Origin of the sequence: Brevibacterium luteolum (assembly GCF_025147615.1) — a bacterium.
Taxonomy (GTDB): domain Bacteria; phylum Actinomycetota; class Actinomycetes; order Actinomycetales; family Brevibacteriaceae; genus Brevibacterium; species Brevibacterium luteolum.
This window is the reverse complement of record NZ_JALXPM010000014.1, coordinates 43,075-54,879: the sequence shown is the minus strand read 5'-3', so window position 1 is coordinate 54,879 and position 11,805 is coordinate 43,075. Positions and strand designations below refer to the sequence as shown.

Genomic DNA, 11,805 nt, shown 5'->3' with positions numbered 1-11,805 from the left:
GGCCCTACCTGGACGATCACCGCACCAACTCCGAGACCTCACCGATCGAGGACCCCGGACAAGCATGGAACGCGCTCACCGTCGGCGCGTACACCGACCTCGCTGACACTCCACAACATCCGCAATACGCAGGCTGGTCTCCACTCGCCGAGTCGGGTGAACTGTCCCCGCACAGCCGCACCTCCCTGCAGTTCGACCAGCGTCGGTGGCCCATCAAACCCGACATCTGCATGGAAGGCGGCAACGTCCTCGCAAACGGGGTCGGGGACTTCAACGAGCGACACTCGCTGCTGTCGTTGCGCTCCACCGGCAACACCAGCGATACCGCCCTCACCTCCGCGAACGCCACCAGCGCGGCCACAGCCCAAGCCTCCCGGCTCGCCGCGCTCGCGATGGGCCGATACCCCGACTACTGGCCCGAGACCATCCGTGGCCTGCTCACGCACTCCGCCGAGTGGACGCCGGCAATGGCGCAGCAGGTGAAGGCGAAGATCGGCAAGAACGAACGGCACCAGCTGCTGCGCCAGTACGGGTGGGGCGTACCCACCGAGGACACGGTCCTCAACTCCTCCCGCCAGGCCGTCACGCTCATCTCGCAAGACCAGTTCGTGCCTTTCCACGGAACAAGCCGCGCCATGCGTCACTTCCGGCTCCACTCCCTGCCATGGCCGGCAGAGGTCCTCGAAGAGCTCGGCAGCACCGACGTGCGTCTACGGATGACACTGTCCTACTTCATCGAGCCCTCCGCGGCCAGACGCGGCTGGCACAATCGATACGCGTACGCCTCCCATGGGCTGCGGTTCGATCTGCAAGGCCCACTCGAGAGCCAGACCGACTTCATCGCCCGGATCAACCGCGAAGCGCACGACGCCGAAGACGGATCAGCACCCGGCAAGAACTCCTCCGACCGGTGGCTGGTCGGAGCACGGGCCAGAAACCTCGGCTCCCTGCACCAGGACGAATGGCACGGCACCGGAGCCGAGCTCGCCCGGTGCAACAGCGTCGCGGTATTCCCCGTTGGCGGCTGGTGGAAATACAACACCCGCGCCGGACGAGCAGACCTGCCCGTCCGCTACGCACTCCTCCTCTCGCTGCAGACCACAGAACAGAACGTCGACCTCTACACACCGATCGCGACGCAGCTGCACGTTCCCATCGCGACCACTGTTCCGGCGACCTGAGCGTCGCGCACTCCCCACCGGATCACATCACGTGACCGGTGATGATCCACGCCAAAGCAAGCGGAGGGGTCGAGACGACCAGGACGAGGACAGAAAGCCGTACGGTGCGCCCCCAGCTGTCCAGGGCCGACCGGACGGTCTTCCACCCGGCATCACCAAGCTTGGGACCCAGCACTCGTATCACCTTCCTCTCCTCGTTCATGACGGATCGTCTCTATTTCTTCTTCCGGGCCTTCTTTGGGTCCGACGGCATCCGAACCTTCGACGTCGTCTTCTTCGCACGCGCCTTCGTCTCCTGCTGCGCGGTCTTCTGCAACTTGCTTCGCGCGCTGTAGCTGAACGTCCCCGTTAGCGAGTAGTGCATCCGAGTAGTCATGCCCGTCGCCGAGAGCGGCGCCTCGATCCGCTCTTCCCGAACCGTCAACAGCCCGAGATCCTGCAGCTGCTTCACGCCGTTCTGGACAGTACGAGCCTTCAGCCCGTACCAGTCATCCATCCGGTCGTAGGTGAACCAGCAGTCCTGCTTCCCATTCGTCTCACTTGCCACGACCAGTAAGACGGCCAAGCCCGGCAGAGAAAGTTCGGCGAACACTCCCTTGTTCCAGAATGCGTCCGGAAGCGCGAAGTACGTGTGCCAACGATCATCACGCCCACCCGGGAAGCTGTAGGGCTCGCCGGCGTCCTCTCGCCTGGGTGTCACACGCACGAGACGATCCACACGCTCGCGCGGCTCAATGAGCCCGAGATCCTCCAGTCGCTTCCAGCAGCGCGAGAGCGTCGTATCCGACCAGGTCAGCCCGCCAGATGCGGTCAGTGCCCGTGTCCACGCCCCGGCAGGAAGCGGCGTCCTGCGCTCCTGCAGCCACGGCCAGCAGGTCAGCAAGAGCAGATAGAGCAGAAGCTCGCGATGGCGTCGCCCAGAGACCATCCGCGAGAGGGTGCTCGCCCGCGGCTTCCCTTGGTCTGGGAGCTGCACCAGGATGTGGCGCAGCTGCGCGTAGCCACGGCCCGAAAGCTTCGTCATATACGCGCGGGTGCTCTCAGGCGTCGCTCCGCCTGGCTTGTCGAGCGGCTCGGATGTTCTGTCGTTCATGCCTCCTACCAAACCACACTTCGCTACCGGGTCTATTTCTGTGAGACCGGATCCACTTGCCGTTTGGTGCTAGATCATGTGACGCCTCCCTGCGACACCCTGATGAGATGCCGAGATGTAAAGCCATGCGATACCCGTTACAAGGGCTGGCTCCCACGCGGGCTGCCTCGGCTGCACGCCACTGAGCAGTTCGCTCGCGACTTCAATCCGGAACTGTTTCGACGCCTCTCGCGGCGTGTCGTGTTTCCGCCCAGGGCAGCACGGCAGATCAAGCCCTCCCTAAAGCCTCAACAAGCGCGTCTTGTCAGTCTGAACTGATGCAGACATAAAGACCTTTCCTGAGTCCAGAGCCTTCAGTACGCCTGACGGGACGCAGCGTCGAAGCGAGGTGCGAGATTGGCTAGGTGTTGTGGGTCATGACGTTGTAGTCACCGACTGGGGATGAAGGAACGGGTCCCTGGACTGCACGATGGGTGGTGTCTAAGCAACCATCCAGCAGAAAGAGACCCGCTCCGATGACCCACGCTAACGCCCCGCTGACCCCGGAAGGAAGACACCGCCTCGTCACCCGCGTCCTCGCAGGCGGCCGGCCCATCGCTCACGTCGCCGCTGAAGCCGGCATCGCTCGCTCCACACTCACGAAATGGGTGGCACGCTACCGCGATGAAGGCACCGACGGGCTTGAAGACCGCCCCAGCGCGCCAACAGGCCGCCCCACGCGAATCCCCCTCGAGGTGCTGGAGCTGATCGATCGCTGGCGTCGCGATCACAAGTGGTCAGCACGGCGGATCCACCACGAACTGGCCCGGCTCGGCCATCACTGCTGCCTGCGCACAGTGTCCCGGTGGCTGAAGTGGCTCGGGATCAACCGTCGTCGCGACCTCGACCCGACAGGAGAGAACAACCGGCAGGTCGGGACGATCACCGCCAGGTTCCCCGGCCACATGCTCCACATGGACGTGAAGAAGGTCGGGAAGATCCCCGACGGGGGCGGCTGGTGGGCGCACGGTCGCGGCAGCAGCAAAGCGCTGGCGTCCAAGCGCGCGCACAAGCAGCGCGTCGGCTACACCTACCTGCACTCAGCCATTGACGGGTACTCCCGGCTGGCTTACACCGAAGCGCTTGAGGACGAGACTGCACAGACCACGATCGGGTTCTTCGCCCGGGCTCGCGCGTACTTCGCCGCCCATGGCATCACCCGACTCATCCGAGTCGTGACGGATAACGGGGCGAATTACCGGGCCTCACGGTTCGTGGCGGCTGTGCAGTCGCATGCCTCACGGCATCAGCGCACTCGTGTGTACACGCCGCGGCACAACGGGAAGGTCGAACGTTACCAGCGGCTGCTTTCCGAGGAGTGCCTCTATGCGCGCGTCTATGAGTCCGAGCAGGCTCGCCGGAAGGCGGTCGGGGTGTGGGTCCATCACTACAACTATCATCGGCCTCATACCGCCTGTGCAGATCAGCCACCGGCCAGCCGAGTCCACGAACGTGTAGACAACGTCATGACCTCATACAGCTAGGCCGCGCACTCCGATCGGTATGCACGGCCGCATCGCCTGTCGACGGCTCTCCAGCGGCCGCTACGAGGCGCACCCGGTACCGAGACTGGGAAGGTAAGTCCCGAGCGGTCCAACACACCGGCGGTTCCGTCGCCTCGGCCGAACTTCAGCTGAAACGCAAGCTGTCCGAGCGCCCGCTGTATCAGCCGATGTTCACCGGGATGAGCACCGACAGCAGCTTCGCCCACCTGGTCGACTACTGACTTGAGGACATCGAGGTTGAGGACCGGCTCTCACGAACGACCCGGCTCTTTTACGAGCGCAACATGCGCACCCTCGTGCTGCCGGTCTTCCCGAATCTGACCCTGCGAGAGATCGGTGTGGCCCGGTGCAACTACTTCATCAAGCAGCTCGCCAAGCAGAGCTACAACCGCGCCCGCCAAGCCCGCAACGTCATGCGCCTCGCACTCGGCCTCGCAGTTCGGCACGAACTCATCCCGCGCAACCCAATGGACAACGTCTGCCGACTGCGCCGCCCGGCCCGAGAGGTCAACTCCTTCACACCGGAAGAAGTCTGTCTCATCCGTGCTGCCGTTCGGCAGTGGGAAGAACGAGAGATCACCGCAGGGCCGCGCCCCGACGGTCAGCTCGACCAGATCGTCGAGATCATGCTCGGCACTTCCGCCCGCGTCGGGGAGGTGCTGGCCATCCGGCTGTGTGACCTCGACCTCAAGTCGGCAACACCCACGGTGCGAGTCTGCGGCACAATCGTCAGCCGCGCCGGAGATCCCACGCACCGGCAAGACCATCCGAAGACTGCCCGCTCCTTACGGCGGATTGCGCGGGCAGGACACGTTGCTGTTCTCTACCCGCAGCGGAATCCCGCACACCACGAACAAAATCCGCCGCCGGCTCCGCGACATCACGAGCAAGGCAGGACTGGACGAGGTCACGCCGCACCGCTTCCGTCGCTCAGTCGCGACCGCGATCAACGACGCCGCCGGCATCGACCTCGCAGTAGCGCTCCTCGGCCACACCGATACCCGGATCGCCCAGATGCATTACGTACCCCGAGATGAGATCGTCGACCCCGCCACCGCGTACCGTCTGGAGTCCGCCTTCGGTGCCGCCGGATAGAGAGGGTGTGGCTCGGCTGCTCATCGGTGGCCGAGCCACACCTCGACATCTGGGAGACCTCTCGCGATCCTCGCGGCGCATGACCGCGAGGAGATTTAATGCGGCGCGCGAGAACCCCGCGTAAACTGAATATCAGCACGATCCCGCGGCCCTCGGTCCTCACGACGAGCCGGGACCAAACCGGGACCAGAAACATGGGATGCAGGCCTTGCAGGAGACCCAGAAACCCGCAGAAATCCCAGAGAATCCGCCAAATATTCTCAAAGAGGTACCTGGGGGTGCAGAGGTCGTGAGTTCGAATCCCGCTAGCCCGACCAGCGATGAGGGCCCCGGTCGCCGACCGGGGCCCTTGTGCATCTGCGGGCACCCTGGGCTGAGGCTGAGGCCAGTCGCGTGGGTTCAGTCTTCGGGTTCCGGGCCTGTCTCGGCGCGGCGCAGCCCGACCGTCAGCCCGACGATCGCGGCGACGAAGACGGCACTGAGCCCGAGCGTGACGGCCGGGCTCTCCCGGTAGGCGGTGACGATCGCACTGAGGCCGACGAGCCCGACAGTCGAGTAGATGAGCGCCCACACGGCTCCGCCCAGACCGAGGGCCGGCAGATAGCGGCGCAGGCTCATGCCGATCGATCCGGCAGCGAGGTTGACGACCGTCTGCACGCCGATGAGCAGGAAGCTCACCGCCACTGCTGCCGCCCCATAGCGGCGCAGCAGCTGCTCGGCGTGCTGATAGCGACCCGACTGCATGATCCGCTCGACCCGCTGGATGCGGCTGACACCGCGCCGGGCGAGCCTGCCGAGCAGGTAGGTGCCGCCGGCACGGAAGATGATGACGGCATACATGATGAGCCACACGACGAAGAGCGGCAGCGGCCAGTCAGCGGGATTCACCGCTCCATCGTAGACCCTCACTTCGGTTCACTCACCTGCAGAACCCGGCATCCGGTGTGAGCTTGCCTACCCCAGGCTCCGGCCCGGTGCTCCCGCGCTGCCACCCGGCCACGGGCTAGGATTCACTCAGAGCCCGTCTGAGCCCGGAGGAACCACATCATCGTGCATGCACCGCAGTTCCCGGGAGCGCACCTCGCTGCCCCTGAACGCACGCTCATCGACATCCTCATCGACGTCGCAGCCCAGCACCCCGAAGCACCAGCCCTTGACGACGGTGTGCGCTCCATCAGCTACACCCAGCTGCTGGAGGCGATGCGCGACTTCGGCCACCAGCTCCACGCTGCCGGTGTCGGCCCCGGCGACAAGGTCGGCGTGCGCGTCCCCTCAGGCACCCTCGACCTCTACATTGCGATCCTCTCGACCCTCATGATCGGCGCAGCCTACGTCCCCGTCGACGTCGACGACCCGGATGAGCGGGCCGCCACCGTGTTCTCCGAAGCCGCCGTCACTGCGATCGTCACCGCCGGGCTGCAGATCGAGTCGCGCCGCGACCCCGCGACCGAGGCGGTGCCCGCCCTGCGTGCCCCGGAGCCTGATGATGACTGCTGGGTGATCTTCACCTCCGGTTCGACCGGCAAACCCAAAGGCGTGGCCGTCACCCACCGCTCAGCTGCCGCCTTCGTCGACGCCGAAGCGCGGATCTTCTGCCAAGACGAGCCGATCGGCCCCGGCGACCGGGTGCTCGCAGGCCTCTCGGTGGCCTTCGATGCCAGCTGCGAGGAGATGTGGCTGGCCTGGGCGCACGGTGCCTGTCTCGTGCCCGCCCCGCGCGCACTTGTGAAGTCCGGCATGGATCTCGGCCCCTGGCTGGCCGGCCGGCGCATCAGCATCGTCTCGACCGTGCCCACCCTGGCGGCCCTGTGGCCGGCCGAGACGCTTGAAAGCGTCCGGCTGCTCATCTTCGGCGGCGAGGCCTGCCCACCGGAGCTCGCCCAGCGGCTGTCCGATGGCACCCGCGAGGTGTGGAACACCTATGGGCCGACCGAGGCGACCGTCGTCGCCTGCGCCGCCCCGCTCGGCGGGCCCGGTCCGGTGCGCATCGGCCTGCCGCTCGACGGCTGGGACCTCGCCATCGTCGACTCCGAGGGCATCGCGGTTGCCGAAGGCGAGACCGGTGAGCTCATCATCGGCGGCGTCGGCCTGGCCCGCTACCTCGACCCGGCCAAGGATGCCGAGAAGTACGCACCCATGCCCACCCTCGGCTGGCAGCGCGCCTACCGCTCCGGCGACCTCGTCGTCAACGACCCGGCCGGGCTGCTGTTCGTCGGCCGCGCCGATGAGCAGATCAAGCTCGGCGGCCGCCGCATCGAACTCGGTGAGATCGACGCCGCCCTCCAGGCGCTGCCCGGTGTCGCCGGCGGAGCTGCCGCAGTCAAGGACACCCCGGCTGGCACCCAGCTGCTCATCGGCTATCTCGCTCCAGCCGACACCTCGGCGCCGGCGCCCCTGACCGGCTGGGAGGCACAGCTGCGCGAGGTGCTGCCACCGGCGCTCGTCCCCCGCCTGGCGGTCGTCGACACGCTGCCGACGAAGACCTCGGGCAAGGTCGACCGCAATGCTCTGCCGTGGCCGTTGGAGGAGATCCTCGATGACGACTCCGGGGAGGCCGTGCCCGAGGAGGCCGCCTGGATCGCCGAGCAGTGGCAGGCCGTCCTCGGCGGCCGGCCCGGCATGGACACCGACTTCTTCACCGCCGGCGGCGGCTCGCTGGCTGCCGCCCAGCTCGTCTCCCGGCTGCGCGCCCGCCACACCTCGATCACCGTCGGCGATGTCTACTCCCGGCCGCGCTTCGGTGCACTGGCCGAACTCTGCCTGGGCGAAGAAGGCGCCGCCAGCCCCGTCGCCGGCCGGCACCGGGACGTCACCCGCACCCGCCGGTCGATGCAGTGGCTGCAGACCCTGCTCGGCATGCTGCTGCACATCCTGGCCGGCATGCGCTGGGTCGTCCTCGTCATGGCCGGTGCCAACCTCGCCGCCTGGCAGGGCGCTCCGCTCATCACCACCCCGTGGTGGCTCATCATCGCCCTGTGGCTCGTGTTCGTCTCCGGCTGGGGCCGGATGCTCGTCTCGGCTCTCGCCGCCCGCGCCCTCATGGCAGGTGTGAAACCCGGGGTGTATCCGCGTTCGGGCAGCGTGCACCTGAGGCTCTGGCTGGCCGAGAGCATCCAGGACCTCGCCGCCGCCGTCTCGGTCGCCAACGCCCCCTGGGTGACGTGGTATGCCCGGCTGCTGGGCAACAAGATCGGCCGCGACGTCGACATGCACACCATCCCGCCGGTCACCGGCCTGCTGACGATCGCCCGCGGTGCGGCCGTCGAACCCGAAGTCGACCTCAAGGGCTGGTGGGTCGACGGCGACCTGCTGCGCATCGGCACCATCGACATCGGCCGCGACGCCACCGTCGGGGCACGCTCAACACTCATGCCCGGCACCCGCATCGGCCAAGACGCCCACGTCGAACCCGGCTCCGCGGTGACCGGGAAGGTGCGCAAGAACCAGGTGTTCTCCGGCTCACCGGCCGTGCGCATCGGCAAGAAGAAGCGCACCTGGCCCGACCCGCCCGACCGGCGTGCGCGCACGCCATTCCTGTTCTACGCCCTCGGCTCCCAGCTGCACGCCCTCATCCCCTACATCGCACTCATCCCCGGGATCGCGCTCATGCTGGCACTCACCGGGCCCGAGGTGTTCGCCCAGCCGCTGACGCTGCTCGCCTGGGCACCAGTACAGGCGCTCATCTGGTTCCTCACCACCGCACTGCTCGTCGTCGTCTCCGTGCGCACCTTAGCGATCGGGATGCGCGAGGGCCTGTTCCCGGTCCGGTCGATGATGGGCTTCAGGCTGTGGGCCACCGAGCGGATCCTCGATATGGCCCGCGACCTGCTCTTCCCGCTGTATGCCAGCCTGTTCACCCCGATCTGGCTGCGCATCCTCGGCGCGAAGGTCGGCCGCAACGTCGAAGTCTCCACCGTCCTGCTTGTGCCCTCGATGACGCAGATCGCCTCCGGGGCGTTCCTAGCCGATGACACGATGGTCGCCTCCTATGAGCTCGGCCACGGCTGGATGCGCATCGGCCGGGCCAAGGTCGGCAAACGCGCCTTCCTCGGCAACTCCGGCATCGCCGCAGCCGGACGCCGTGTGCCGAAGAACGCGCTTGTCGCCGTGCTCTCAGCCGCACCGATCAAGGCGAAGAAGGGCAGCTCGTGGATCGGCTCCCCGCCGGTCGAGCTGCGCCGCAGCGAAGTTGATGCCGATGAGGCACTGACCTACAACCCGCCTGTCCGCCTCAAGGTCGCCCGCGGCTGCTGGGAGGTGCTGCGCGGCCTGTCCGTCATCACCGCCGGGCTGCTCATCACCGGGCTGCTCATCACGCTCTACGGACTGCTCGCAGCCGGTGCCGCAGTCGCCGAGGCGACCGGCGCCTCGGCAGCGGTGCTGGCACCCCTGACGCTCGTCATCGGCTCCGGTGTCGTCATGATGGCCGCAGGAGCTGTGGCCGCCGGGGTCGCGGTCATCGCCAAGTGGGTCTTCGTCGGCCGCACCGGGCCGAGTGAGCATCCGCTGTGGTCGAGCTTCATCTGGCGCAACGAGGTCGCCGACTGCTTCGTCGAGCTCATCGCCGCCCCGTGGTTCGCCCGCACCGCCGTCGGCACCCCGGCACTCGTGTGGTTCCTGCGCGCCCTCGGCGCCAAGATCGGCCACGGCGTGTGGTGTGAGACCTACTGGCTGCCTGAGGCCGATCTCGTGACCCTGTCCGACAACTCCACGGTCAACCGCGGCTGTGTCGTACAGACCCACCTGTTCCACGACCGGGTGATGTCCCTGGACACCGTCACCCTCGATGCGGGTGCCACACTCGGGCCCAACAGCGTCATCCTGCCAGCGGCCACGATCGGCCAGGCCGCCACCGTCGGGCCGACCTCGCTGGTCATGCGCGGGGAGTTCGTGCCCCCGCACGCCTACTTCTCCGGCAACCCCGTCGTCCCGTGGATCGACGCCCCGCCCCTGCCGGAGACCCCGCACCGGCCCGAACCGGCCGGCACAGAACGCACCACCTGCCCACCTGAGACCCCGACCGATTCCGAGGACGCCCGTTGACCGCTGTCGACTCCTACACACCTGACTCCGGCACCACCATGCTGCGGGTCGAGCACTACGACCTCACGCTCGACTACCGCATCGCCCCCAACCGGCTCGCCGGCCATGCGCGGCTGCGGGTCCGCCTGCTGGAGGACAGCAGCGCCTTCGAACTCGACCTGGCCGGCCTGCAGGTGTCCAAGGCGATCGTCGACGGCACCCGCGCCCGGTGGCGGCAGCGCGGACGCAAGCTCATCGTCCAGCCCCGCCGGGCCTATCAGCGCGGCAGCCTGGCCACCGTCGAGATCTCCTATGCCGGCAATCCGCAGCCGGCGATGGGCATGTGGGGTGATGTCGGCTGGGAGGAGCTGACCGACGGGGTGCTCGTCGCCGGTCAGCCCAACGGGGCGGCCACCTGGTTCCCGTGCAACGACCATCCTTCGAACAAGGCCGACTTCCGCATCTCGGTGCTCGTCGAATCGCCCTACACGGTCATCTCCAACGGCCGGCTCGTGAGCACCTCCCGCAAGGCCGGGCGCACCCGCTGGGTGTGGGAGTCCCAGGCGCCGCTGGCCCCGTACCTGGCGACCGTGCAGATCGGGCAGTACGAGACGACCGAGCTGGCACCGGCCCAGCGGCCGGGCCCGGTGCCGATGAGCATCGCCTGCTCACGCGGACTCCGGGAGCGCACCCAGCGTGCACTGGGCAAGCAGCACGACATGATGCGCATCTTCAGCGACTGGTTCGGCCCGTACCCCTTCGAGCACTACGGCGTCGTCATCACCGATGACGTCCTCGAGATCCCGCTGGAGTCCCAGCCGCTGTCGATCCTGGGACCGAACCACCTGGCCGCGACCTGGGAGGCCGAACGGCTCGTCGCCCACGAGATGGCCCATCAGTGGTTCGGCAATTCGCTCACCCTCACCCACTGGTCGGACATCTGGCTCAATGAGGGCTTCGCCTGCTACTCCGAATGGCTGTGGTCCCAGGCCGCCGGGCGCGGGCGCACCGATGAGCTCGCCCGCATCCACTGGGATCTGCTCGAGCGCCAGCGCCAGGACCTGGTGCTGGCCGACCCAGGCCCAGCCGATATGTTCGATGATCGGATCTACAAGCGCGGGGCGCTGACGCTTCACGCCCTGAGGCTGCACATCGGCGATGAGTGGTTCCGGCGGCTGCTGCGCGGCTGGACGCAGCGCTACCGACACGGCTACGTCACGACCGCCGACTTCCTCGACCTGGCAGCAGAGGTCACCGGCTCCTCGGTCGCACCGATCGTCGACCCGTGGCTGTACGAGGAACGGCTGCCGCAGCTGCCGAGCTGACCGGTCCCCGTCGCGCGCCCCGGCGCTGGACTCAGAGCCGTTTGAGCATGACATCGCTGTCGCCTGAGCGGCCGATGTCTGAGAATCCGAGCTGAGTGTAGAGGTGCTTGGACATGTTGCCGTCGGACACCGACAGGCTGAGCGCCGGATGACCGGACACAGCAGCAAGCCGGCACAGCGTGTGCAGCAGCTGGCGGCCAGCACCCTTGGCCTGGAAATCCGGTGCCACAGCGATGGACACCTCGGGAATGTCATCGGCCACCCAGCCGAAACCGGGCGGATCGCTCAGCAGCCGGCACCAGGCCGCACCGACCGGCTGGTTCTCGTCATCCCAGGCGATGACGGCGATGTCACCGTCGCGGCCCCAGCCGTCGATGTAGGCGGTGAGCTGGTCGTCGGCTTCGATGACTGAGGCATCTCGCTCAGGGGCGCCGGGTGACCAGTTGATGCACTGCAGCAGGAAGGGCAGCAGCAGCTCGCGTGCTGCTTCCGGCGTGCGGTCTGCTGGCAGCGGTGTGATGTGCATGGATGTCCTCTCCGTCTTC

9 protein-coding genes are annotated in these 11,805 nt (G+C 67.3%); 5 read left to right on the top strand and 4 right to left on the bottom strand.

Annotated elements, in window-relative coordinates; all coding sequences use genetic code 11:
• Positions 1-1,181: S8 family serine peptidase (locus M3C25_RS05385; RefSeq protein WP_259855287.1), on the top strand; the 1,181-nt coding region annotated here is incomplete at its 5' end.
• Between the two features lie 214 nt (positions 1,182-1,395).
• Here the strand turns inward: M3C25_RS05385 and M3C25_RS05380 are convergent.
• Entirely contained in the window at positions 1,396-2,274 is an 879-nt protein-coding gene (locus M3C25_RS05380) for a helix-turn-helix domain-containing protein (protein ID WP_259855286.1), read from the bottom strand.
• A 515-nt stretch (positions 2,275-2,789) separates the two neighbouring features.
• On the opposite strand from M3C25_RS05380, the gene M3C25_RS05375 reads away from it, so the two are divergent.
• On the top strand, positions 2,790-3,797 hold the full coding sequence (locus M3C25_RS05375) for an IS481 family transposase (RefSeq protein WP_259855285.1): 1,008 nt from the start codon (positions 2,790-2,792) through the stop codon (positions 3,795-3,797).
• A 272-nt stretch (positions 3,798-4,069) separates the two neighbouring features.
• Here M3C25_RS05375 and M3C25_RS05370 read toward each other — a convergent pair whose 3' ends face one another.
• Positions 4,070-4,585: a hypothetical protein gene (locus M3C25_RS05370; RefSeq protein WP_259855284.1), complete on the bottom strand. Its 516-nt coding sequence runs from the start codon at positions 4,583-4,585 to the stop codon at positions 4,070-4,072.
• Positions 4,586-4,631: 46 nt separating this feature from the next.
• Here M3C25_RS05370 and M3C25_RS05365 point away from each other — a divergent pair, with 46 nt between their 5' ends.
• Entirely contained in the window at positions 4,632-4,913 is a 282-nt protein-coding gene (locus M3C25_RS05365) for a tyrosine-type recombinase/integrase (protein WP_259855283.1), read from the top strand.
• Positions 4,914-5,312: 399 nt separating this feature from the next.
• On the opposite strand, the gene M3C25_RS05360 is transcribed toward M3C25_RS05365, so the two are convergent.
• Positions 5,313-5,801, bottom strand: coding sequence for a DedA family protein (locus tag M3C25_RS05360; protein WP_259855282.1), 489 nt, complete (start codon positions 5,799-5,801; stop codon positions 5,313-5,315).
• Positions 5,802-5,957: 156 nt separating this feature from the next.
• On the opposite strand from M3C25_RS05360, the gene M3C25_RS05355 reads away from it, so the two are divergent.
• On the top strand, positions 5,958-9,956 hold the full coding sequence (locus M3C25_RS05355; protein WP_259855291.1) for a Pls/PosA family non-ribosomal peptide synthetase: 3,999 nt from the start codon (positions 5,958-5,960) through the stop codon (positions 9,954-9,956).
• On the top strand, positions 9,953-11,260 hold the full coding sequence (locus M3C25_RS05350; protein ID WP_259855281.1) for a M1 family metallopeptidase: 1,308 nt from the start codon (positions 9,953-9,955) through the stop codon (positions 11,258-11,260). The genes M3C25_RS05355 and M3C25_RS05350 overlap by 4 nt, the downstream gene beginning before the upstream one ends.
• A gap of 31 nt (positions 11,261-11,291) precedes the next feature.
• Here the strand turns inward: M3C25_RS05350 and M3C25_RS05345 are convergent, their stop codons facing one another.
• Positions 11,292-11,786, bottom strand: coding sequence for a GNAT family N-acetyltransferase (locus M3C25_RS05345; protein WP_259855280.1), 495 nt, complete (start codon positions 11,784-11,786; stop codon positions 11,292-11,294).
• Between the last annotated feature and the right edge of the window lie 19 nt (positions 11,787-11,805).

Coding starts and splice junctions, on each gene's coding strand:
- M3C25_RS05380 (WP_259855286.1), bottom strand. CDS start 2,274: ATGAACGACAGAACATCCGAGCCGCTCGACAAGCCAGGCGGAGCGACG.
- M3C25_RS05375 (WP_259855285.1), top strand. CDS start 2,790: ATGACCCACGCTAACGCCCCGCTGACCCCGGAAGGAAGACACCGCCTC.
- M3C25_RS05370 (WP_259855284.1), bottom strand. CDS start 4,585: ATGGTCTTGCCGGTGCGTGGGATCTCCGGCGCGGCTGACGATTGTGCC.
- M3C25_RS05345 (WP_259855280.1), bottom strand. CDS start 11,786: ATGCACATCACACCGCTGCCAGCAGACCGCACGCCGGAAGCAGCACGC.